The sequence below is a fragment of the Turicibacter sp. TJ11 genome, from assembly GCF_021497505.1.
Lineage (GTDB): Bacteria > Bacillota_I > Bacilli_A > MOL361 > Turicibacteraceae > Turicibacter.
The window spans coordinates 1,401,158-1,426,576 of record NZ_CP069349.1; the positions used below are offsets into that span (position 1 = coordinate 1,401,158).

Sequence of the window (25,419 nt, forward strand, 5' to 3'; positions counted from 1 at the left end):
AAGTGTTTAATATTCTTTATTTTTTAGATTAACATCATTTAGCATGCCGCTATTGATTAAAGTCTGTAGTGCTTTATCACTAATGACTTCATCTTCAACAAGTCTATCATAGGTTCCATTTTGAATCAACTCTTTATAGTAAAAATTAAAATTTTCCAACGTCATTACGTCTTTTTCAATATAAGAATTTATATGAGCTAAGTAATCTTTCATTTCTTGTTCACTAATTTTATTATCAGGAAAAAAACTTAAAAATCCTGAAGTCGTTGCGATAAACGGAATTAAATCATTAAAAGCGTCGTGTACCTTTTCTTGTTCATTGGGATGCTTTTTCATAAATGTTTCAAGTTGATCGAAGTTCACTTGATTATTATGAAAAATAAGATCAAAATCATCTTCAAAATAAAGAATGTTCTCTTGCAGTTGCCGATAAGGTTTATAAAAGTCACTTACTAACGAAGAGATCACCGGATTAACTTTTAATAAAAGACTTGAAATAGAATACGGTTTAGTCAGATTAAAAAGAGGAAATGCTATTATTATTAAAACCACAATCATATAGGTATACATATTTAATACACTTAAAAAAAGACTAAAACATTGATCTGGTAATCGATCAAATTTGACGGTCTTAAAAACATATTGATGCCACTCATAATTGACTGAAAAAACATATAAAATACTTTTAATGATAATAAAAAAGATTATAAACAACAGACAGAAAATAATAAGTGGAATTAAGTAAGATTCATACGGCTCAACTAAGTAGTAAAAACTATCTGGAATAAAAAGAGATAAGCTCATACTTTTTGGAATATATCCTATTAATTGATGAACTAGTTCCCATGCTGTTAAAAACGATAAACTAATGGTTGTTAACTGAATAAGTAAATGGGTAAGACTGATTCGATAAGATTGATAATACCCCCTATATGCTGCTATACCAAAAATTGATAATACGACTGCATCAACTAGTAAAACTTTTATCACTTCCATTACACCCAACGTTGTCACCACTTTCACAAAGTTATCTTTCTCACTCTTTTCTTTACATTGTAAGTTTTATTTCACCATTATATTCCTGTAACGATTATTTTTTGTCCAATGAATATAAAAAAATAGGAGACTAAGTCTCCTATTTTTTATTCAGGTTTATGATTTTTACGTTCTGCAATCTCTTCTACTAAGAAATGAACGAATTCTTTAAGTGGTAATGTTTGAGTTTTTTGTTCTCCAAAACGACGGAATGTCACTTCACCATTAGCAGTTTCTTTATCCCCTAACACGATAGACATTGGTACTTTCTTCGTTTGAGATTCACGAATTTTATATCCCATTTTTTCTTCACGATCATCAAGTTCTAAACGGATTTTATATTTACGTAACTCTTTAGCTACTTCTTTTGCATAGTCTAAATGATATTGATTGTTAACTGGGATAACTGTCACTTGAGTTGGTGCTAACCATAGAGGGAATGCCCCTTTATAAGTTTCAATTAAATAAGCCATGAAACGTTCGTATGTTCCAATTAATCCACGGTGCATAACGACTGGACGTACTTTTTCTCCTGATTCAGAAACATAAGTTAAATCAAAGCGTTCTGGTAATAAGAAGTCTAACTGAATTGTTGACATCGTAATATCATGACCTAATGCTGTTTTAATTTGAATATCTAATTTTGGTCCGTAGAATGCAGCTTCTCCTTCTGCTTCAATGAATGGAATGTTATTTTCAATTAATGTTTCACGTAACATTGATTCAGCACTTTGCCACATTTGATCATCATCATAGTATTTCTCTTTGTTTTCAGGGTCACGTAATGATAAACGATAGTAGTTGATTTCAACACCGAAATCTTTAATCACACGGTGAATTAATTCTAAACAGCGTGAAAATTCCTCTTTAATTTGATCTGGACGAACAAAGATATGTGAATCTGTTAAAGTCATCGCACGTACACGTTCAAGTCCTGTTAAAGCACCTGATGCTTCAAAGCGATGTTGGATGACTTGTTCTGCATAACGGATTGGTAAATCACGATATGAGCGTAATTTTGTTTTGTAAACCATCATGTGGTGAGGACATGACATTGGGCGTAAAACTAATTCTTCATTGTCCATGTTCATTGGAACAAACATATCTTCTTGATAGTGCGCCCAGTGTCCTGACGTACGATATAAATCAACTGATCCCATAACAGGCGTTGCCACGTGTTGGTATCCGTATTCTTCTTCTAAGTCAATGATATAGCGTTCAATTTGTTGACGAACTTTCATTCCGTTTGGTAACCAAATTGGTAACCCTTGTCCAACTAATGGACTGAATGTAAATAACTCTAATTCACGTCCTAATTTTTTATGATCACGCTCTTTACGCTCTTCTAAAACACGTAAATGATCAGCTAATTGATCTTTAGTAAATGCTGCTGCACCGTAAATACGAGTTAACATCTTATTGTCGCTATCTCCGCGCCAATAAGCACCTGCTACATTTAATAATTTAAAGAATTTGATGTCTTTTGTATTTCCAACATGAACACCACTACATAAATCTGTAAAATCACCCTCAGAGTAAGTTGTGATTACTTCTCCTTCTTTAATCGCATCAATTAATTCTAATTTATATTCATCTGTTGCAAATAATTCTTTTGCTTCTTCACGACTTAATTCACGACGGATAATTGGTAAAGCTTCTGAAGCGATTTTTTGCATCATTTTTTCAATAGCTGCTAAATCCGATTCAGTAATTTTAGATTCTGTATCGACGTCATAGTAGAATCCATCTTCAATGGCAGGTCCTACCCCGAATTTTGCATCTGGATATAAACGTTTAATTGCTGCTGCCATTAAATGCGCCGCTGAGTGATTAATAATCTCCCATGCTTCTGGACGATCATTTGTAATTAATTCGATTTTTGTATCTGCTTCAATTGGACGAGTTAAATCATATAAATGTCCATTTAACTTAGCCGCTACACAGCGTTTACGTAATCCTGGTGAGATTGATTGTGCAATTGCTTCTGCAGTAATTCCATTTTCAAACTGCTTCACATTTCCATCTGGAAAAGTAATGTTAATCATAATTATTTCCTCCTTTATGTCTCATCATTGGAGCGAATTTTTATAAGCATAAAAAAAATCGCTCCTAATTCTTTCGAGTAGGAACGATTGAAATCGCGGTACCATCCTATTTCCGATAAAATAACTTTTATCAGCAACTTAATTCGACTTTAACGCGGTCAACGGGAATCTTTTTCAAGTCCAGTTCAAAGGGAGTAACTTAATAATCGTTCTTAGAAATCTTACAGCCTAGGATTTCCTCTCTGAAAAGTCGTTTTTATTAAATCATATCCTTATCTATACTTTTTATGTATCTATTATGTCCTATATAATATGTGTATGACACTTATTATAATGCAGGATTTTTTTGAAATCAAGCAAAAAACAATTAAATTATCGCTTTTGACGATAATTTGTTCCTGTAATTGCGACTGGAATCGTCAATGCTTTAATACGTTCTAGTACTCGGGCTCCTTTGATCTCTTCAACTTCACCCTTTTGAGTATAAGAATAATGATGTTGGAGTTCATTATAATCTAAGTTAGAGGTAAAGAAAGTCGGTAATCCTTGATGCATTCGATAGTTTAAAATACGACCTAACACTTCATCTCGCATCCAGCTTGTCATCGATTCACTTCCGATATCATCTAACATTAAAACATCAATTTCTTTTAACTGTTCAATTTTATCATAGGCATTACTATTTTCACTATTAAATCCTGACTTGATTTCAGCAATGAGCTCTGGAAAGTAAACGAGCCCACAAACAATCCCTCGTTGCGATAAAATATTAGCAATCGCACTAAGCATATAAGTTTTTCCCGTTCCAAACGGCCCATATAAATATAGTCCGCGCCCCTTTTTTGTTGTGATATACTCATGAATAAACATCGAGGCTTTCTCATAAAACTCTACTCGTTCAGGATCCATGATAAACTGTTCAAAGTTGGCCGTTGAAATATCGATTGGCATATGAAAACTTTTAATATTGACTAAGTGTTTTTGATTCATTTCAAACTGGCAAGGTGTATAAGCAACTTTTAATTGCTTATATGAAGGTTTTAGTGTTGGATGATGTCCTTTAACAGGTTGCTTGCAACTTTTTAATCCTTGACATCCTTGACACTTTTCTTTGTTTCTTAAAAATTCATCTAAATCAGAAATATAACTTGAGATTAAATTAGGATCAACCTCGGCTTTGTATTCATTCATCGCTGCTACAATTTCTGGTTCATTTAAAATTTCAGCGTACGCTTCATTTGCCCCTTTTGACTTTACCATTAAATCTCCAATACGTTGCACGACTCTCACCCTTTCTGATTTAAAAGTTGACTTTGTAATTTTTTCATACGCTCAATTTTTTGTAAATCTTCCTCGCTTAACTGTTTCTTTTCTTGTTTCGGTTGATTAGCTGTCTTCAACCAATCAGGAACTTGTTCTTGACGAACGACGCGTGTCGTCTTTGGATATACTTTTTTGGCTGCTGGCATCGTTTTTTCGAGTTCTCTTTTTTGCTTCGCTTTTAAAGTGGCACGAACTTGGGCAATGGCCTTTTCGGTTGTATCAATTTCTTTGCGTTGCCACTCCCCTGCAATTTTTTCAACCAATTGTTTTGGTAATCGACCATCGGAAATATTTAAAACATAATCGACTAAGACATTAACAACGCCATCTGGCATCATTTGATCTAACACGAGCCATTCTACTAATTGACGATCAGCTGGAACAGGCTCTTTTTGATGCTGTTTAAATCGTAAAAAATCAAGTGGATTTTGAGACAAGTGTACGAGTAACTGTTTTTCTTTAGAAAGAATCACTTTTTCTTCATCCATCCCAGGAGATGGCTGATTTATTTTTGGCATCTCTACCACTTCAATTGGCTTTCCTTTATTTAAGAATTGAAAATATTGCTTCGCTTGTTTTCTAAACGTATCTAAATTAACAAAACCATCTGAATCTAAGGCATCAAAAATTAAACGTGCTAATTCATGTTCATCTAACTTATATAAAAAAGCAGTTTTATTAATTTGATCCAGTAACTTATCTGATAATAGTTGCTCATCCATTCCAAATTGTTTTAATAATGCAAATAACAATTCTTGATCAAAGGCTAATTCTAACTTCACCCCACGTTGTCCATCTGGATGTTGGGGTAAGGGACTTGCCTCTAAATTAGCAGAAGATTGCATTAAAACAGTGGTATCAAATACTTCATTAAACGGTTTTGAAATATTGGTTCCTTCAATTTTTGGAATATCTTGAATAAACAATTGCTTTAATTGCTGATAATCACTATTTCCCACTTTTAAATTTAAAAAGACATTAATAATCCCATCATTAAAAAAAGCTTTTGATTGCATCGGTTTTTTAAGATAATAGGTCAAATGATGATTTTCCTCAGTGACATAAACTTGAATCAATCCAACCGCTTCTAACTTATATCTTAAAGCCAATAATTCTTCGACTCCAACATTTAAAACTTGTAATAATAGATGATGTGTAAATAAAGAGGAACTACTTTTATTAGCTAATGTATTTAAGGTGATATATAAGCTAACCGCCTGAGGGCCAATAATAGGTTGATAAAGTAACGTTAAAATTTGTAACTCTTCCGAAGTCATCATTTGTGTGACACAAAGTTCGAATTGAAGATTGGGTTTTATTATCGTTGTATCCACCACAAACACTCCTCCTGTTAAAATGTGAAATCCCTATCGAAAATAGGGATTGATGTACTATATTATCGGTTTAAAGCAAGCCCTTTAAACATTAATCGTTTATCTAATGCTTGATAAAGAGATTGAATGACTTTTTTCCCTTTTCCAAAGCTAATGATTCCAGATGTATTCACTGTAAAGTCAACCGTTGTTTCAATTGGATTTATTTTAACAACGGTTACAATGACTTCACAATCTTTACGCTTTAACATTAACTCTTGGCGAGTATCATCTTCAAACGCCAATGTAAATTCTAACTCACGAGCTACCTCTAATAAAGCAGTTTTCGTTTGTTGATAATTATTTTTGTAATAATGTGTTAATAATCCTTCATCTGTCGCTCTTTCTCCCGACTCATAATGCGTTTTAAACAGATCCATAAATCCCATTTTTAATTCCTCCCATGTTTCATCAATGATTATATTTTAAGACTAATTTGAAGATAGTTGACACGCCTTCTCCCAAAGCATTTCAAACATCTGCTCAAACTGAGTTCGTAACTCACGGATTGAACGTTCATTATTAATAACATAATCTGCACGATCTCGCTTCTTTTCTAATGACATCTGTGAATTAATTTTTGCTAAGGCATAATCTTCACCAATCTGATCCCGCTGCATTAAACGTTTCACTTGAATGTCACGAGAAACATAAATCACTAACGTTTCATCAACTAATGATTCAAATCCACTTTCAAACAGTAGTGGAACATCTAAAATGACCAATTGTTCTCCACAGGCTTTTGCTTGTTCAATCCCCTCAACTAGCTTCTTTTTTACCAGTGGATGAATCATGTCGTTTAATTTTTGCTTTGCGACTTCATCATGAAAAATGATCGATCCTAGTACATCTCGAGCCAATTCTCCAGTTTCTAAAATAACATTCGATCCAAATTCACGCGCTAAATCATTCAGCAATGGACTACCTGGCTTTTGAAGTTGCCTAACAATTTCATCCGCATCTAAGACAATAATTCCTTTTTCTAAAAACCATGATGTAATCGTACTTTTTCCTGATGAAATTCCACCTGTTAATCCTACGGTTAACATTTATTTCATCTCCTTTGACAGTAACTTCTGGCATGTTGGGCAAAAATATGTTCCTCGTCCACCCACTTTAATTTTTTCAATAGGTGTTTGACAGATATAGCAGTTTTCTCCCTTTCGCTGATGAACTAACAATTCATTTTGAAAGGTTCCCAAAATACCATGCGATGAAGTAAAGGTGCGAATCGTCGTTCCCCCTAACTCAATCGCTCTAGCTAAAACTTCTACTGTATATTTTACCACATCTTCAATCTCTTTGTCTGTCAATTCTGAACTTGAAGTTAATGGATGAAGTTTGGCACGATGCAACACTTCATCAACATAAATATTTCCCAGTCCACAAACAACACTTTGATCAAGAAGTAATGACTTAATTGGTTTCTTTTTATTATAAATTTTTTGTTTAACATATTCAGGTGTAAACTCTTGTGAAAAAGGTTCTAGCCCTAGGACTTGAAATGGAGAAGTTGTTTCTAAGTCAATTTCTTTATCATATAAATGATAAGTTCCAAATTTTCGGGTATCTTGATATAACAAGCGTTTTCCGTTATCTAATGTGAAAATGACATGAACGTGAGGATTTAGTTCAAACTCATCATCTGCATAAAAATATTTCCCTTCCATTCGAAGATGAGAAAGTAAATAATAATGATCCAAGTGAAAAACTAAATATTTACCTCGACGACTCACTTCTTGAATCGTTTGATTTTTCAGCTTATTTTTAAATTCCTCTGAATCCATATTTTTAATCATAGGTTCATAACGTAGTTCAATATCTTGAATCATTCGCCCTTTAACATTTTGATTTAGTGCTTCTTTAACCGTTTCCACTTCTGGTAATTCTGGCATATTCTCAAACTTCCTTTTTGTCTAATCTAATTGTTTATTTAACCATGAACTGATAAAACTCAGTCACTCTAATTTCCAATTCATTTTCTATATATGAAGCGAAAAAGATTTCACATAAAACGAAATAGCCTTAGTTGATTGATTTCATTGGTATAAAGACTAACTATAGTGGCGTTAAAATTTTTTCAATCATGAAAAACTTATCGCCACTTATATATTATTGCTAGTTCAACAAAATCAATTCTTTAAACTGCTCTAAATACACTAGGTGATGTCATCATCACCTCTATGACCCAATCTCAGATATGATGCTAGTTGCATATTAAAAGACTATCATAAGTGATTCTTACTCTAGCTGTCAACTCATCCAAGTCCATTCATGAAAGTCCTAAAGCCTTTATACATCGTTGTACCAGCTTATGCATGACACCACAGCCTTGCTTAGCTTATTCATCTTTTTTCGATATGCAAACAAAAAACATCTCTCATTTTTTAACATCATCAGTAATCGTTATATTACCTGGGAAACATTTTATTTAAAAGTGTCTAACCTCTTATTTATAAACGCAGAAAAGGACATCAAGTAAGCTACATGATGTCCTTTTCTAATTGTTTTTATACCGTGGCACTTATGATGCTTCATCAATACATGTTTATTTTATAACACTTTACTTCGCATCATACCAAGTTGGACCGTACGAGTAATCAGCTTTTAACGGAACTTGTAGTTCGACAACATCTTCCATTGTTTTCGTGACTAACTCAATCATTGTCTCTAACTCTTCTTTTGGAACTTCAAAAATTAGTTCATCGTGTACTTGAAGTAATAGACGAGATTTAACCTCTTTCTCTTGCATCGCTTGATAAACATCAATCATTGCTTTTTTAATAATATCTGCTGCTGTTCCTTGAATCGGTGCATTCATTGCCGTGCGCTCCCCAAACTGACGAATCGCATAATTTTTCTGAGTTAACTCAGGAATATAGCGACGGCGCTTAAATAACGTTGAAACATATCCATTATATTTAGCATACTTCACGGTATCCTCCATATACTGATGAATTCCTGAATAAGTTTCTAAATAATGATCAATATATTTTTTTGCCTCTTTTTGAGTAATATTTAAATTCTCTGATAACCCAAAGGCACTCATTCCATAAATAATTCCGAAGTTAATCGCCTTTGCTGAACGACGAAGATCAGACGTCATTTCTTCTTCAGATACTTTAAAAACATCCATTGCTGTTTTCTTATGGATATCCTCACCTTGTCTAAATGCCTCAATTAACGATTCAGTATTTGAAATGTGTGCTAAAATACGCAACTCAATTTGTGAATAGTCAGCTCCTAAAATGATCCATCCTTCTTCGCTTGGAACAAAGGCACGTCGAATCATGCGACCTTCTTCTAAACGAATTGGAATGTTTTGAAGGTTTGGCTCAATTGAAGAAAGACGTCCTGTTTGAGTTAACGCTTGATTGAAAATTGTATGAACTTTTCCATCTTCGTAGCACGCTTTTTTTAATCCTTCAATATAAGTTGAATAAAGTTTGGTTAACGTACGGTATTCCATAATACATTCGATGATTGGGTGAGTCCCCATTAATTTTTCTAATACATCAACATTCGTTGAGTATCCTGTTTTTGTTTTCTTTATAACAGGTAGTGATAATTTTTCAAATAATACTTCTCCTAATTGCTTAGGTGAATTAATGTTAAATGCCATTCCAGCTTGTTCATAAATTTTCGCTTCTAATGCTTCAATGCGACCTTTTAGATTTTGTCCCATCTCATCTAATGTTTTTAAATCTAAAGCCATTCCCGTGTATTCCATCATTGCTAATACTTCAGCTAATGGCATTTCCATTTCTTTAAATAAACTTAACTGTTCTTGTTCTTTTAATTGCTCAAGTGCTGTTTCTTTCAATTTCATAACAGCAGTAGCGATATCGATCGAATGCTCGGCCACCTTCTCAATCGGAGCAGTTGCACGTTTAGCACCTTTTCCATAAACTTCTTCATCATATGACACATCATCATAATCATAATGTAAGGCTACTTTTTTGATTTCATTACTTACATTCGTTGGATTAATGACGTAAGTAGCTAATAATAAATCAAATTCAACCCCACGTAAATCAAACCCTTGCCACATTAACGCAACACGTGAACGCTTCACGTCAAACACTGATTTTTTAATTTCTTCGTTTGATAAAAATGACATGAATACTTGGCTTTCCTTAGCCACTTCAAAAGGCACATAGTAAGATTCCTTTTCATTGACAACAGCTATCCCTAAAATCGTTCCTTGATGATAATTTTCCTCAAAAATCTCAACATGAATCGCACTATTGACATAACTTAGTGTTTCTAACTCTTTTGCTTCTGAAATAATGCGAACTGGCGCTTTAGGTTCTTTATCTTTTCCTTCTTCAATCTTCATTTTTTTTAGGAACGCATTAAACTCCATCTCTTTAAAGAATTCCATTAATTCTGTAGTTTGAGCCCCATGATAAACTAAATCATCAAATGTTAACGGTAGCGGAACATCTTTATGAATAGTAGCCATTCGCTTACAAAGTAAGGCTTGTTCGGTATGAGTTTCAACTTTTTCTTTCATCTTTCCTTTTAACTCATCTGTATGTTCAATTAGATTTTCAACTGTTCCAAATTGCTTTAATAACTTAATGGCTGTCTTTTCACCAACGCCTGGTATTCCTGGTAAATTATCAGAAGGATCTCCCATTAAACCTTTTAAATCAACAATTTGACTTGGTGTTAATTCATACTTAGCAAACACTTCCTCTTTGTTAAATGATTCAATATCTGTTACACCTTTTCGAGTAATATGAACCGTTGTTTTTTCATCTACCATTTGTAGTAAATCTTTATCACCTGTGATGATATGGATCTTTTCAAAATCAGTGGCTTCACCCATCTTCGCTAACGTTCCAATAATATCGTCTGCTTCATAAGTTGGTAACTCTAAACGCTTCACACCAAGTAGATCTAAATATTTTTTTATTAAGTTAATTTGTGAGCGCATTTCATCTGGCATTGGCTTGCGCCCATCTTTATATGATTCTAAAAATTCATGTCTAAATGTCGTTTTCCCCGCATCAAAGGCTACTAACATGTGTGTATGATTATACTCATCCATCACTTTATTCATCATATTGACAAAACCATACAGTGCATTTGTGAAAATTCCCGTACTTGTCTTCATTAAATTTCCACTGTAAGCAGTAGCATAATAAGCACGGTACATTAAACTATTTCCATCTATTAAAACTAATGTATTCATTGCATCAACCCTTATCTATGGCATCTTTTAAAGCCTTATTTACTATCTTGTACTATTATTTTAACACATCCCTACCATTTAAAACACATTTTTACAAAGACAGTGATAAATGAATCAACAATAGACCGTTATTAAAACAAAAAGGGATTTTATCATCATCTATTAGCCTTAGTTGACTTCCATCTTTCATGATAAAACAAACTTAATTAATAACTAATCATTCTTGTATACATAATGCTCTTTTTGATGTCATACTTCATTGAATGAGTGAACGATTATCACGTTTTAAGTCAGTCTATCCGTTGATACTTGTTTTTCAACCAATAGATACAGATCTTTATTTCTACTAATGACTTAACACGACATATGAGATGATTCCTCGTCACTGTTTGTATATCGAACTAAATAATCTATGATATAATATCCTTATAATAGTTTTTTTGGTAAAGGATGATTTTATGATTAAGAAATTTCCTATTTACGTATTAACAGGTGCATTCCTTATTATTCTCTTTTTCTTTTATTCTTTATGTATTGTTAAATACAACATTAAAGTAGATGAAACCATTATTGAAAGCCAAAGTATTCCGAGCAGTTTTGATGGCGTTCGACTTGTTCAATTAAGTGATGTCTTAATTAGAAACGAAGATGATTTAAAACTAGTTGAAAAAGCAGTGAATGAAATCAATCACCTTGAAGCTGACATCGTCTTATTTACAGGAGATTTATTTAAAGAGGGCGCAATTAGTTCGAGTTTAAGTAGTCGTCTAATTGAAATTTTATCGGATCTTAATCCCTCATTAGCTAAACTTGCTGTTTTAGGTGATCAAGATTTACCTCAACAAGAGGAACTGACAGAAATTTTAACTTCTGCTTCCTTTAAAATTCTTCGTAATGATTCCATTGAATTATATAACGGAAGTAGTGAGGGGGTTAATTTTATCGGTATTGATTCCCTATCAAGCGCCCCTCAGTTAGATGATTTACTTTCGACTCTTACAAATGGTGAGCAATTTAATGTTCTTCTTCTTCATGAACCTACACTAGCAGCAAAATCAACAGATTTTCCAATTGAACTTCAAATCTCAGGACATTGTCAAGGATTAACAACAACCAAAGGATGCTCTCAATTTAATCAAGGAGTTTATCGATTTGCCGATCAATTAACGTTATATGTTAATAGTGGCTTAAATCGTCCAAATCAATTAACCACTTTACTCAAACGACCGACACTTCATTCATTTCTTTTAATGAAAAAATAAAATTTGAAACCAAATAGATTTCTCTTGCATATTTTATAGTAAGGCTATAAGTCTGAAGGAGGAGTTTAAATTGATGCGAAATAACTATAGAGGTAATTTTCCCTCTCAAATCTCATACCAAAATGCTGCACCACTAACTAATCAAGTTCCTTATTTATCTAATGTTCCAGGTGCTGCTCAAGATGAGAGATTTGGGTTTTTACCGTTTGTCGGTGGATTAGCTTTAGGTGGATTATTATTTAACGGAGGAGGGGGTCGCCCTTGTTGTGGTGGTGGATATAACTATCCAGTGTATCAACCTGTTTATCAACAACCGATCTATCAACCAACGTATTCCCCTCAACCCACTTATCCAGTGTATCAACAACAAGCGTCACAAACAGGATACTATGGACCATATAATCCAGTCATGCCAACAGAAACAACTATTTTAGAAAGCAACAAATATTACTTATCATAAAAAAAGTAGACCATTCCGGTCTACTTTTTTTCATAAAGTTTATATAAGGCTTGCGTTCCTAGATCTTCTAACTGTCGTTTTTGACACTCTTCATATAAGCTTAAAACTAAATCAAGTCCTGGAAGTTCAATGTCCATATCTTTTGATTCATTAGAAGCAATTCGCATATCTTTAATAAAATGCTTAATGAAAAATCCCGGATTAAAATCGTCTTGAATAATACGCGGTGCCATATGACTTAACTGCCAACTAGCAGCTGAACCACTCGTAATTGCCTTTAGAACTGTTTCTAAATCTAGTCCCGCTGCTTTTGAATACGCTAATGATTCAACCATCCCAATGGCAGCTCCAGCAATAGCGATTTGATTTGCCATTTTAGTGTGCTGACCGCTTCCAGCAGCGCCCATATAAACGATTGTTTTTCCCATTAACTCTAAGATCGGTAATATTTCATTAAATGTTTGTTGATCTCCACCGACCATAATCGTTAACGTTCCATTCTTAGCACCTACGTCACCACCTGTAACCGGTGCATCTAAGCACTGTAATTCTTTTTGAACACCTGCTTCGTAAATACGTTTTGCTAAATCTGGAGTTGACGTTGTCATATCGACTAAGATAGTCCCTTTTTTCGATTGATTAATAAGTCCTTCTTCACTTAAATAAACCTCTTCTACATCTTGAGGTAAACCAATAATAGTAAAGATTAAGTCGCACTGTTTGGCAACATCAGTCACCTTTTCACACCAAATGGCTCCTTCTGATACAAGGCCATCCGCTTTGCTTTTTGTTCGATTATGTACATACAATTCGTGTCCTGCTTTTAATAAATGACCTGCCATTGATTGACCCATGACACCAGTCCCAATAAATCCAATCTTCATTGTTTTCCCCTCTTTCTTTTAATGATTAACCAGCTAGCCATTCACTGATGATGTGCTTTCTTTTATCAATTATAGCATGTTCTCATTTTAAAAAAGCTATGAATTAAATTCATAGCTTAATTTTATTTATTAAATACGTAGTCTAAAACACCTTTATTAGCAATTGATTCGTAATACTTCGTTTTTACAGCATAATAATCTTTAATTGAATCCATATACTCAGTATGTAGTGTCTCAATTGTCGTAAAAACTCCATTAATCATTTGGAAGTATTGAACAGCCTCACTTGTTTTTGTATTATAAAACATCTCTTCAAAGTTTGCTAAAGATTCAGCTAGCGTCTGTAACTCCGTATTTAACTCTACTAATTTCTCAGTGCGTGCTTGTTGCAAAACTAACATCTCATCTGCTAGAGCGGATAAGTCCTCTGGAAGTTTTGATAATGTTGACTCCATCTTATTAAAGTTAATTTGTCCAACTTCATGATTGATACATGTTACAACCTCTGAAGTATAACCATTTAATACTTCATATTCACTATTAAAATCAGCAAATAAATCGGTCAAATCCTGACTACCATCATAAGTTTGTCCTGCTAAGATTAACTGACGCGTCGATTGTTGTAATGCATCTAGATTCTCTTCTAATGTCACAGGTGATTTTTTCTCACACGAAATAATATTTTGATCGATTCGCTGATAAAATTGAAAGGCTTCAACTTCAGGAAATTTATATGTTAAAGCAAAGTAAATTCCAACGGCTCCAATTAATCCAATGATTAGTAACGGTAAAAAAGATTTACGCATAAATAAACTCCCCCTTCCTATAAATTATCACTACCGAATAAATTTTTCACAACATGATTATCAGGATTATATGGTAAAAACTCATATCCTAATTCTTCATAATACTCAATAACCTTTGGTAATACCTCAACTGTGATATCTTTTTCATGGAATAAGACAACCGTATGAGTTGGATAATTCCAAAGAGTCATACAATATTCAATATTTTCAATAATGCTATCGACCGTAGCTTTTGATTCCCAATCTAATGAATCAACATCCCAGTCCCAACACTTAATGCCAATCTTATTCAACTCATCGACATGAGCATCTGTGAAGGTTCCACCGGTTCCATACGGAGCACGACATAACTCACTAACAAATCCATCTGTTAATTGTTTAATCAATGCTTGCTCTTCTAACATTTCAGCAGCAAAGTTTTGTGCAGCATTTTCTTCACCATATAAGTGGTCATAATCATGAGTCATTGAATGCATCCCAATATAATGTCCTGTGCTAGCCATTCTCTTTAAAATATCTTTTGATCCACTCACGTTATCAATAGATGAACCTAACACAAAAAACGTCCCTTTAATATCATGACTATCTAAAATATCTAAAATTTTATTTGTGTTTCGAGATGGTCCATCATCAAATGTTAAATAAACAAATTTCACTTCTTTATTATGCCAACTATTAACTGTTGATATTGGCTCAAAATTTAAATAAGTCGGTTCAACTGTTGCTACACTCAAACTATATACTTGTTGAAAGATATTAAAAACAAAACTTCCAACAATTAAAAGAAAGGTAACAAATGTAAAAAGCACATAATTACGTGGTTTTACTCGATTGCGACGACCGTAACTACCATAATTTGAATAATACTGATGTCTTGCCACTATATTCCCTCCATCTGTTATATTTGTTTTAATTATACAATACTAGTAATTAAAATGCATTCGAATTTTCAACATTATTCTACAAAATTAGAAGGTAATATATGGATTATTTCATTTATTTTTTGTCCATAATATTATGTAATCTTTAGTTTAAACACTCAAATTCCTGTCCTTCATAATAAGGCATAAAAACGTATCCAAGATCACGATAGTATTCGATCACACGTGGTAAAGCATCTAATGTTAATTTCTTTTCGTGAAATAGTAAAACCACTTCTTTTGGATACTCATTACGCTTTAAGTCGGCAACGACTTGATTAAAAATTTGATCTGCACTTGGTTTTGCCCAATCTAATGAATCAACATTCCAATCAATACATTCAATTCCTGCCTCTTCTAATGCTTTGTAATGTCCTGATTTAAAATGTGTTTTTCCCCCATAAGGAGGACGGCAAAGATGACTTTCAAACCCATCTGTCATTTCTTTAATTTTATCTCGTACTTCTAACATTTCATTAACAAAATTTTGTGGTGCATTACTTGAATCATATAGCTTATTCATATCATGTGTCATACTGTGTAATCCAATATAATGCCCTCTATGAATGATCTGTTTCAAACTATCCTCTGCATTCGAAAGCAGATCTAAGTTTTCACCAATCACAAAAAAAATAGCGGGAACATCAAGCTTTTCTAACAAATCAAGAATTTCTATTGTATATTTAGACGGTCCATCGTCAAACGTTAGATAAACGACTTTCTCTGGCTTAGGCTCATTGTATATAAATTTTTCAATTCGATCATCAACAGTCGCTGCTTCAATACATACGGTTTGGACTAATAGCGAAGAAAGTAACATGACCGCACTAAATAAAAATCTCACGATATGTGAGCTTTTATTGACCTTGAAATTAAATAATAAATTTCTCATTATCTTTCAACTCTTTTCATATAAACTTCTTCTTTATTATGTGATTTATCCGTAACAATTATTGCTGATATTAAGCAAATAAAAAAAAGTGCGAAGAAAATCTTCACACTTTTTCAATCATTATTTTTGAATGCTTTCAACTAGTTCAATAACTTCTTCAACTGTTGATTTATTTAATGCTTCAGCTGCTAAATCAGCCATTTCAGCTTTTGATAATTTACTGATTAATGAACGAGCAGGTAAAATTGAAGTCGCTGACATTGAGAATTCATCTAATCCTAATCCTAATAATAATGGAATAGCTGTTTGATCCCCTGCCATTTCTCCACACATTCCAGTCCATTTACCTTCTTTGTGTGCAGCATCGATAACCATTTTTACTAAACGTAAAATACTTGGGTTATATGGTTGATATAAGTATGAAACTTTTTCATTCATACGGTCAGCAGCCATTGTATATTGGATTAAATCGTTTGTTCCGATTGAGAAGAAGTCTACTTCTTTAGCAAATTGATCAGCTAATACTGCCGCAGATGGAATTTCAACCATCATACCTACTTCGATTTCTTCAGAAACTGTTACACCTTCAGCAACTAATTTAGCTTTTTCTTCTAATAATAAAGCTTTTGCTGAACGGAACTCATTTAATGTTGCAATCATTGGGAACATAATACGTAATTTCCCATAAGCACTTGCACGTAATAAAGCACGTAATTGTGTACGGAATAAATCTGTATCATCTAAGCATAAGCGAATCGCACGATATCCTAAGAATGGGTTCATTTCTTTTGGTAAGTGTAAGTAAGGTAATTCTTTATCTCCACCGATATCTAACGTACGAACAACGACTGGTTTATCTCCCATCGCTTCTAATACTGCTTTGTATGCTTCGAATTGCTCTTCCTCAGTTGGGAAGTTGTCACGTCCCATGTATAAGAATTCAGTACGGTATAATCCAACTGCTTCTCCACCATTAGCTAAAACACCTTCAACATCTTTAGGTGTTCCGATGTTTGCTGCTAACTCAACGTGTTGTCCATCTTTAGAAACTGTTTTTTCATTTTTTAATTTAGCCCATTCTGCTTTTTGCGCTTCATATGCTTGAGCTACTTCTTCATAGTGAGCAATTTGCTCAGCTGATGGATTAACAATAACATTTCCTTCTAATCCATCTAAAATGATCATATCTCCATCTTTAACATCCTCTAAAATTGTTTTTGTTCCAACTACTGCTGGAATTTCTAAAGAACGAGCCATGATTGCAGAGTGAGAAGTACGTCCACCAATGTTAGTCGCAAATCCTTTAACAAAATTACGATCTAATTGAGCTGTATCAGATGGTGTTAAATCTTCTGCAATAATAACGACTTGCTCATCAATTGTACTAGGATCATTCACTTTAACACCTAATAAGTGAGCTAAAATACGTTTTTTAATATCTTTAATATCTGCTGCACGCTCACGGAAATATTCATTATCCATGCTTTCAAACATCATGATAAACATATTTGAAACTTCATCAAAAGCATAAGATGCATTAACGTTTTCAGATTTGATTTTATCTGTTGTTTGAGTTAATAACTCAGGGTCATTTGCCATATTGATGTGAGCATCAAAAACTGCTGCTTCTTCTTCGCTTAAGTTTTGTGCTGCTTTTACTTTAATTTTTTGTAACTCTTCAGTTGTTTTAACTAAAGCTTCTTTATATAAATTGATTTCAGTTTCTACATCTGTAATTGTCGTTTTGACAACTGTTAATTCTGGTTCAATTAATTTAAATGCCTTTGCAATTGCAATACCATTTGATGCTGCGATACCTTTAATATTCACAATGCTACCCCTTTCATTCATAACGGTTTTATACTTAATTATTATAACAGATTAAAGCATTTTCACAATAGCGTTTTATATGTAACTCGTTACATATGTTTATTTGTCGCATTTTCTGTTTATTTTTGGAAAATAAAAAAGTACTGGTTTCCCAGTACTATTGTATCTAAATTAGATAATTATTATTCACCTAATCCTTGAGTAGTGATTGTTTCTGTTAAAGCTGCGATTGCTGCTTCAGCATCATCACCTTCAGCAGAGATTGTGATCTCAGCACCTTGTTGGATTCCTAAAGACATTACACCCATGATTGATTTTAAGTTAACTTTTTTGTCACGGTATGTTAATGAAATTTCTGAGTTAAATTTGCTAGCTGTATTTACTAATACTGTAGCAGGACGAGCATGTAATCCAGTTTCATCTGTAATTTTGAAGATTTTTTCCATTGATAATCGCTCCTCTTCTAGTAATGATTTCCATGTTTATTTTAACGTTTCAAACAGGAGAAATCAAGTTATATAATTCACAAATTTATTTAATTTCTAAAATATCAGCTTCACCGTGTGTCACTGATCCAGTTTTCTTTAACTCGATTGTTTTTTCACCTAAGTTTGTGAAAACAACCGGTGTCACTAATGATGGTACTTTTGGACGTACAGCATCTAAGTCAACTGATAATAATAAAGTATCAGGTGTTACTGTATCCCCTTCTTTAACATGAGCATTAAATCCTTCACCTTTTAATGCAACAGTGTCCATACCAAAGTGAATTAAGATTTCATGTCCTTCGTTAGATTCTAACGCTACCGCATGTTTTGTTGGGAAAACATTTAATACTTTACCTGTTACTGGAGAGTAAACTTTACCTTCAGTTGGTTCAATAGCAAATCCATCTCCCATCATTTTTTGACTAAATACTGGGTCTGGAACTTCGCTAATTGGTAATAATGTACCAGTAATCGGTGCGAAGATTCCTTTTTTTGGTTCTTCAGTTTTCTTATTGAATAAGTTTTTGAATGCGTCAAAAATTCCCATGGTGCACCTCCTAATATCTTTCATATCTATTATATTGTTTTTTTTCAACAAATATAGATGTAATTTGCAATTTTTTTAAATAATAACGCTATCATTTGCTTAACGTTATCTTTTTTTATTATTTTTTATTTATTTTTTAATTCATTCTGCATAATATCTTCAATTTGTGATTTTAGCTGATCTGAAATCGTTCCAAAAATCGCTTGCATATTATTTCCTGATACAAATATACCAGATGCACCTAATTCTTTAATTTTTAATTGATCGACTTCATCGATATCATGGACCGAAACACGTAAACGTGACATACATGCATCTAATGTATCAATATTAGAACTTCCACCTAAAGCTTCTAAAATAGCAACTGATTTTTCACTACGTGATGTAGTTTTTGATGTTTGATAATCTTCCTTAGAGATTAACTTATCTTCAGATTCCCCACGTCCTGGTGTTGATAAGTCAAAACGACGAATAGCAAATCGGAAAATAAAGTAATAAACAGGAGCATAAAAAACACCAACTAAAATAATTCTGATCCAGTTTGTAAACTCAGCACCAGGTAAAATTCCGTATACCAATAAATCAATTAATCCACCAGAAAAAGTCATTCCCACATGAACATTTAATAGATACATTAACATGAATGATACCCCTGCTAATACAGCGTGAATAGCAAATAAAATAGGGGCCACAAATAAGAACGTAAATTCAATTGGTTCTGTAACACCCGTTAAAGCTGATGTTAATCCAGCTGATAACAGTAATCCACCAATTGCTTTTTTACGTTGTGGCGCTGCTTCTTGATACATTGCATAAGCAGCTGCAGGAAGTCCAAAGATCATAAATGGATATTTTCCTGTCATAAAGCGACCTGCTAACGTTGCTTCCTGATCTTGGATATTTTCAATCATCGCTTGGTATCCGTAATTTGAAAAATCAGATAATTGTTGGAACCAAATACGTTGATCTCCCATGGCAACTACACCATCAATTGAAGTGTAAATTCCTCCTGCTTCTGTATACCAAAGCGGGAAATAAAACACATGATGTAATCCAAAAGGAATTAAAGCACGTTCTGTTATTCCATAAATCAAGATATATAATGGATTTGTTCCTTCCGCAGCCACAATGTTTCCAAAACTAGCAATTAGATTTCCAATAGGTGGCCAAATATAAGCTAATAAAATCCCAACAATAATTGATGCTAAAGCTGTAATAATAGGAACAAATCGTGCACCTGCGAAAAATGAAAGAAAATCAGGAAACTTAATATTATAAAACTTATTATATAGATAAGCCGTTAGTAGTCCGATGATGACTCCACCGAATACCGATGTCTGTAACGTATCGATCCCCAATACGCTTGCATACAATTTTTCAGGTAATGTCTCAGGCATAAATACCCCAATTACGACATTCATAATTAAAAAACCAACCGTTGAAGCTAAAGCTGCAACCCCTTTATCACCTGTTAATCCTGATGCTACTCCAACAGCAAATAACAATGGTAAGTTTGCAAAAACAATATCACCTGCATTATTCATAACAGCTGCAACTGTCTGCCAGAAGTCACTTTCTAAAAATGGTAAATAGTTTAATAATGATTGTTGCATTGATGCACCAATTCCTAATAACAATCCAGCAATCGGTAACAACGCAACCGGAACCATAAATGCTTTACCAATTCGTTGTAAAGTTTTCATTGAAAATCTCCTTTCAAAATAAGTTGTAAGTAGTACGACGATTCACACTCTCTTCATTTTTATAATCATTAAACAAGTACCACTTTTTCTATTTTAACCTATCTTTTTTAGATTATGTAGATAACAAATCCATATTTTTGTTACTTTTTCACGGTTTTGGATATTTATCATCTATTTTTATTTTCGTAAATTAAAAAAAGAACATTAGATTGACTCTAATGTTCTCTAACTAATAATCGCTTCGTGATCCACTCTAAATCATCACGTGATTGACAAGCTGGTAAAGAAGCAATTGCTTTTAATGATTTAGTTGTATACTTTTTAGCCAGTTCTTGTGCTTTATCAACGCCACCTAATTCATTCACACGATGAATAATTTGTTGAACAACTTCATCATCATAAACTTCTAACGCTAATAAATCATTTAATTGCTTATCATTTTTTCTAAGTGCATAGATTAAAGGTAACGTGTAGTATCCTTGTTTTAAATCATTTCCTAACGTTTTCCCTACACGAGCTTCATCACCCGTATAATCTAATATATCATCGATAATTTGAAAAGCATTCCCAACATGTAGCCCGATTTTACCAAGTTTCTTACAAAAGGCTTCGTCACAACCCGATTCATATGCTCCCACAGCTAAACTCGTTGCTAAAAGTGCAGACGTTTTAGCTCCAATAATTTTTAAATATCGTTTAACTGAAGTATTTGATTTAAATCGACCATCAAATTGATCAATTTCTCCAACACAAACACGTGAAACAGCTCTTGATAATTCACGCATATGATGAAGCTCATAGTGCTCCGCTAAAATTTCAAAGCATTTTGTAAAAATATAATCACCTGTGTAAACCGCGTAATCTTTTCCATACTTTTGCTGAGTTGTTAAATGACCACGACGATGAGTGGCATCATCAATGATATCATCGTGAACAAGTGTAGCTAAATGCAACATTTCAAGAACAGCTGCCAATGGATAAATAGACTCAATTGATTTTGAACCAAATCCAGCACCTAGGACACAAAGACCTGGGCGAATTCTTTTTCCACCTGATTGAGCTAAATCTTGCAATATCTCATTCATTTTTTGTTGTTTTACTGTTAGTTGCTCAATAATAATTTGATCAACTTGATTAAGATGATCAATCATTAAAGGTTTTTCTTTCCAAAATGAATTCATACGTTATCACCTACATAAATGGAGTGCTACTCCTTAAGTCAATCCTCTGAAAATAAAGTCTACCTAAGAAAAACATAGTCAATACCCTTTTGTATTAACTATGTTTCCCCTAATTGCTTTATTATAAATTAGTCAACGTATAAATACCATTTTCTTAATAATGGGATACGTTTCATCGTATCACGTAACCAAGGCCAAACGTAATAATCTAATCCTAGAACCATTCCAGAATTTCCGATTAATGCAAATCCACCAACTAAATACCATAACATTTCAGTTGGTGCCATACCTGAAGCCCAAATCATACATCCCATAGCAATCGTTGCGATTGCTGCAACTGGTGTAAATAAACCAATAATTAACATACCACCGAAGATAATTTCTCCGCAGATCATTCCACCTTGAACTAAACTTGCTAATTGCGTAAACTGAGTTCCATCTGCTGTATAGAAGAATGTATCCATTGACCATCCAACCATATTCTCAACAAATCCTGGAACTGGTAAAACTGCAATCCATTCCATGAAATTATGAATTAAGTCAGCCATCATTGTGAAGATATCTCCATTAGTTGAAGCTGCTTGACCCACTGCTTCTACTACTGCTCCTGATGCTTGTGTTACTGCATCTGCTACTGCTCCTGATGCTTGTGTTACTGCATCAGACACTGCTCCTGATGCTGCAGTAAGCGTATCAGCTTTTGGAGGTTGTGGTAATAAGAAAACATTATTAAAGTCATGAACAATCTTAGGTAATTTTGATAACCCTTGTTGTAACCACATGAATCCAACAAATACTCGTAATGGGAATTTCCAGAAAACTGGAGCTGAATTTGATAATAATCCTCCTACCATTGAACGATTATTTTTTGTATGGAAAAATTCATGCATTAAATATGACCAAATTTTATTAAATCCTAAAACTTGAACAAAATAAACTAAGTTAATTAAATGTTTTGATGCCATCGCAAAGAATCCAGATAAATTGAACCACATTCCTGGCATTCCGACTTGAGCTACCCCGTAACGTGAACCGATACATACCATTGAACCGTGGAAAGTTGGTTTATATGATTTGTACTCTCCACCTTTAATATCTGCTGCAATATTATGCGCAACCACTGGTGCTGAATGTTCTGCATTTTCAACCATCTGAGGAACTGGACGTTCTTCACCTTCTGGAATATAGAAAATATTATCTCCAACGACATAAACATCTGAATAATCTTTAGCTTGTAAGTGTGCATTTGTTACAATACGTCCACGACCTGCTTTTTCAACTTGGGCCTGATCCACAATATCTGATCCTTCAATACCTGCAGCCCAAATAACAGTACGTGTATTAATAACTGTTTCACCTTTATTTAAGATAACTTTATCAGCTTGAATTTCGCTTACAGCAGAATTCATGACTAATTGGTTTCCTAATTTTTCTAAACGACGCTCTGCTTTACGAACTAGTTTGTCAGGATACATTGGTAAAACTTTTGGTGCGAAGTCAACCACATATAATGTCACTTCTTCTTTATCAATATGAAATGAGCGACATAATTCATCTTTCCACTCTCCTAACTCACCTGCCATTTCAACACCAGTAAATCCTGCTCCAACCGTTACAAATGTTAGTAACTCGCGACGTTTTTCTTTATCTGATGTTAAAGCAGCTTGACGGAACATATTTAAAATGTGTTCGCGTAAATTAACTGCATCAGTATACGACCATAATTGATGAGCGTGTTCTGCTCCTGGAATTCCAAAGAATGTTGGCTTACATCCTGTCCCCATTACTAAATAATCATACTCATAAGTTGCTTGATCTGATTTTAATACTTTACGATCAAAGTCAATGTTTTTAATTTCATCTAATACGACATTAACATTGCGCCCCGCGAAAATATTTTTTAAATCCATGCGAATAGACTCTTCGTTTACACGTCCTGCGGCTACTTCGTGTAATTCTGTTAACATCGTATGATAAGATTGCTTATCAATTAAAGTAATTTGAACATCTTTGTTCTTTTTGAATTTTTTAGCTAATTTTTTAGCTGTAAGAACACCTGCGTATCCTCCACCAAGTACAACTACCTTCTTCATGAGACTCCTCCTCAAATAACAATACTTTTTTTCTATATAGAAACAGAAATGTATTTCATCATTCTACATCAGTCTTAGTTAATCGATTGCTTTAATACTAAGACAGACTATAGTCCAGCTAAAAGTTTTCCGATATGAAAAACTTATCTGGACTTATATATAACCTCTCCCGTCATAAAAAAGTAACTCTCCCCATCCATTTATTAAGTATTCTCCTTAACTTAGAAAAATACTTAAAGAATAGAAAAAGTTAATTCTATAAAGTATAAATCTTCTTAATTCATTTTTATTTTATCACATTTTTTCACAATTTCAATATTTTTATGAATTCTATGGGGAAAATTCAACAAGTTTCATCATTATTTTTGGTTCTCTACTTTAAATAGCCTACCTCCTTCATCGACAATAAAAGCAATAACTTCTCACCCATTCTACATCGAACCTATGTTAAAATAACAAAAAGTACTCTATTTGAACGCTTAGGAGGACAGTTTATGAACTATAAATCTCTATCACTGACGATTATCTCACTCATAGGTCTGTTAACAGCCTGTGAAGCAGCTAACGATACATCTATGACTCATCTAGACGATCAATTAAAAGAGTCAAGTCAAGTGGATACAAAACTAAAGGATGAACAAACTTCCATCTCTGCTTTAAGTGATGGTCATTACTTTGCTGAAGAAGCAGACTACTCAACTGATGGGTGGAAAAATATTGTTAATTTCGATATTATCGATGGAGAACTGAATAACTTGATGTTTGATGCCATAAATGAGGATGCCACAGCATTCAAGCGTGGACTTTCTTTCAATGAAATCGACACCTCAGATGAAACCAATTGGTATAAAAGCGTCCAATTCATTGAAAAAAATATGGCTAAATATCAACTTGCTGAACTATTAGAAAACAATTGGGATCTGATTAACGATTCGGAAAATAACATGGATCTTAATTCTTTTACTAATCTAATGAATACAGCACTGGCAACGGGTCCCATTGAACTTGGAAATTATCGAGACGGTCATTACTATGCCGAAACGTTAATTGAAGATAGTAATTTATTACATACAATGGACTTACTTGTTCAAAATGGATATATTATTTCAGTTAACTGGAATACCGCCTCTAACTCCGAAACAACTTCACTCGCTTCTCAAACAGTTGAACAAGAAAAATCATCCAAACAGTGGCTAGAACAGTCCAATTTATTAGAGCAATATTTAATTGACATTCAAGACCCTATGCAAATGACGTTTAATGAAGAAAATAAAACGACAGATATTAATGGAGTAACGATTGATGTTCGACAGTTTATTGAGTTAGCAACTAACGCATTAGCTAATGGTCCTGTCATCGACTAAAACAAAGAAGATT

The 25,419-nt window shown here is 33.5% G+C and carries 21 protein-coding genes and 1 other annotated feature; of the genes, 3 read left to right on the forward strand and 18 right to left on the reverse strand.

Annotated elements, in window-relative coordinates:
• Nucleotides 1–6 precede the first annotated feature (6 nt).
• The 8 genes from JRC48_RS06850 to polA all read right to left on the reverse strand — a co-directional run bounded on the left by JRC48_RS06850 (nucleotide 7) and on the right by polA (nucleotide 10,976).
• Nucleotides 7–990, reverse strand: coding sequence for a hypothetical protein (locus JRC48_RS06850; RefSeq protein ID WP_235068840.1), 984 nt, complete (start codon nucleotides 988–990; stop codon nucleotides 7–9).
• Nucleotides 991–1,142: 152 nt separating this feature from the next.
• Entirely contained in the window at nucleotides 1,143–3,080 is a 1,938-nt protein-coding gene (gene thrS / locus JRC48_RS06855) for a threonine--tRNA ligase (RefSeq protein WP_235068841.1), read from the reverse strand.
• A gap of 76 nt (nucleotides 3,081–3,156) precedes the next feature.
• Nucleotides 3,157–3,368, reverse strand: a binding site (T-box leader).
• Nucleotides 3,369–3,452: 84 nt separating this feature from the next.
• Nucleotides 3,453–4,361 (reverse strand): primosomal protein DnaI, encoded by a 909-nt coding sequence (dnaI, locus tag JRC48_RS06860; RefSeq protein WP_235068842.1) that lies wholly within the window; start codon nucleotides 4,359–4,361, stop codon nucleotides 3,453–3,455.
• A gap of 5 nt (nucleotides 4,362–4,366) precedes the next feature.
• Nucleotides 4,367–5,737, reverse strand: coding sequence for a replication initiation and membrane attachment family protein (locus JRC48_RS06865; protein WP_235068843.1), 1,371 nt, complete (start codon nucleotides 5,735–5,737; stop codon nucleotides 4,367–4,369).
• Between the two features lie 62 nt (nucleotides 5,738–5,799).
• On the reverse strand, nucleotides 5,800–6,165 hold the full coding sequence (locus JRC48_RS06870) for a hypothetical protein (RefSeq protein WP_235068844.1): 366 nt from the start codon (nucleotides 6,163–6,165) through the stop codon (nucleotides 5,800–5,802).
• A 42-nt stretch (nucleotides 6,166–6,207) separates the two neighbouring features.
• A complete protein-coding gene (gene coaE / locus JRC48_RS06875; protein WP_235068845.1) occupies nucleotides 6,208–6,825 on the reverse strand; it encodes a dephospho-CoA kinase in 618 nt (205 codons plus the stop codon).
• Nucleotides 6,826–7,671, reverse strand: a complete 846-nt coding sequence (mutM, locus tag JRC48_RS06880) for a DNA-formamidopyrimidine glycosylase (RefSeq protein WP_235068846.1) — start codon at nucleotides 7,669–7,671, stop codon at nucleotides 6,826–6,828. It lies immediately after the preceding gene.
• A gap of 668 nt (nucleotides 7,672–8,339) precedes the next feature.
• Nucleotides 8,340–10,976: a DNA polymerase I gene (gene polA / locus JRC48_RS06885; protein ID WP_235068847.1), complete on the reverse strand. Its 2,637-nt coding sequence runs from the start codon at nucleotides 10,974–10,976 to the stop codon at nucleotides 8,340–8,342.
• 458 nt (nucleotides 10,977–11,434) lie between these two features.
• Here polA and JRC48_RS06890 point away from each other — a divergent pair, with 458 nt between their 5' ends.
• The gene (locus JRC48_RS06890; protein WP_235068848.1) at nucleotides 11,435–12,238 is read left to right on the forward strand and encodes a metallophosphoesterase; all 804 of its coding nucleotides are present in this window, start codon (nucleotides 11,435–11,437) and stop codon (nucleotides 12,236–12,238) included.
• Between the two features lie 73 nt (nucleotides 12,239–12,311).
• Nucleotides 12,312–12,698: a hypothetical protein gene (locus JRC48_RS06895; protein ID WP_235068849.1), complete on the forward strand. Its 387-nt coding sequence runs from the start codon at nucleotides 12,312–12,314 to the stop codon at nucleotides 12,696–12,698.
• A gap of 20 nt (nucleotides 12,699–12,718) precedes the next feature.
• Here JRC48_RS06895 and JRC48_RS06900 read toward each other — a convergent pair whose 3' ends face one another.
• The 10 genes from JRC48_RS06900 to JRC48_RS06945 all read right to left on the reverse strand — a co-directional run bounded on the left by JRC48_RS06900 (nucleotide 12,719) and on the right by JRC48_RS06945 (nucleotide 24,042).
• The gene (locus tag JRC48_RS06900) at nucleotides 12,719–13,582 is read right to left on the reverse strand and encodes an NAD(P)-dependent oxidoreductase (protein WP_235068850.1); all 864 of its coding nucleotides are present in this window, start codon (nucleotides 13,580–13,582) and stop codon (nucleotides 12,719–12,721) included.
• Nucleotides 13,583–13,704: 122 nt separating this feature from the next.
• Nucleotides 13,705–14,388, reverse strand: a complete 684-nt coding sequence (locus tag JRC48_RS06905) for a hypothetical protein (RefSeq protein ID WP_235068851.1) — start codon at nucleotides 14,386–14,388, stop codon at nucleotides 13,705–13,707.
• A 17-nt stretch (nucleotides 14,389–14,405) separates the two neighbouring features.
• Complete coding sequence (locus tag JRC48_RS06910) at nucleotides 14,406–15,269, reverse strand: polysaccharide deacetylase family protein (RefSeq protein ID WP_235068852.1); 864 nt, start codon at nucleotides 15,267–15,269, stop codon at nucleotides 14,406–14,408.
• 145 nt (nucleotides 15,270–15,414) lie between these two features.
• Nucleotides 15,415–16,200, reverse strand: coding sequence for a polysaccharide deacetylase family protein (locus tag JRC48_RS06915; protein WP_235068853.1), 786 nt, complete (start codon nucleotides 16,198–16,200; stop codon nucleotides 15,415–15,417).
• A gap of 120 nt (nucleotides 16,201–16,320) precedes the next feature.
• Nucleotides 16,321–18,051: a phosphoenolpyruvate--protein phosphotransferase gene (gene ptsP, locus JRC48_RS06920; RefSeq protein ID WP_235068854.1), complete on the reverse strand. Its 1,731-nt coding sequence runs from the start codon at nucleotides 18,049–18,051 to the stop codon at nucleotides 16,321–16,323.
• 161 nt (nucleotides 18,052–18,212) lie between these two features.
• Nucleotides 18,213–18,476 (reverse strand): phosphocarrier protein HPr, encoded by a 264-nt coding sequence (locus JRC48_RS06925; protein WP_235068855.1) that lies wholly within the window; start codon nucleotides 18,474–18,476, stop codon nucleotides 18,213–18,215.
• 85 nt (nucleotides 18,477–18,561) lie between these two features.
• Nucleotides 18,562–19,065: a PTS glucose transporter subunit IIA gene (locus JRC48_RS06930; RefSeq protein WP_304941309.1), complete on the reverse strand. Its 504-nt coding sequence runs from the start codon at nucleotides 19,063–19,065 to the stop codon at nucleotides 18,562–18,564.
• Between the two features lie 125 nt (nucleotides 19,066–19,190).
• On the reverse strand, nucleotides 19,191–20,768 hold the full coding sequence (ptsG, locus tag JRC48_RS06935) for a glucose-specific PTS transporter subunit IIBC (RefSeq protein WP_235068856.1): 1,578 nt from the start codon (nucleotides 20,766–20,768) through the stop codon (nucleotides 19,191–19,193).
• Between the two features lie 215 nt (nucleotides 20,769–20,983).
• Nucleotides 20,984–21,949, reverse strand: coding sequence for a polyprenyl synthetase family protein (locus JRC48_RS06940; RefSeq protein ID WP_235068857.1), 966 nt, complete (start codon nucleotides 21,947–21,949; stop codon nucleotides 20,984–20,986).
• A gap of 128 nt (nucleotides 21,950–22,077) precedes the next feature.
• Nucleotides 22,078–24,042 carry an NAD(P)/FAD-dependent oxidoreductase gene (locus tag JRC48_RS06945; RefSeq protein WP_235068858.1) on the reverse strand — a complete coding sequence of 655 codons (1,965 nt, stop codon included), beginning with the start codon at nucleotides 24,040–24,042 and terminating at the stop codon, nucleotides 22,078–22,080.
• 494 nt (nucleotides 24,043–24,536) lie between these two features.
• Between JRC48_RS06945 and JRC48_RS06950 the strand changes: the two genes are divergently transcribed.
• The gene (locus JRC48_RS06950) at nucleotides 24,537–25,406 is read left to right on the forward strand and encodes an FMN-binding protein (RefSeq protein WP_235068859.1); all 870 of its coding nucleotides are present in this window, start codon (nucleotides 24,537–24,539) and stop codon (nucleotides 25,404–25,406) included.
• Nucleotides 25,407–25,419 lie beyond the last annotated feature (13 nt).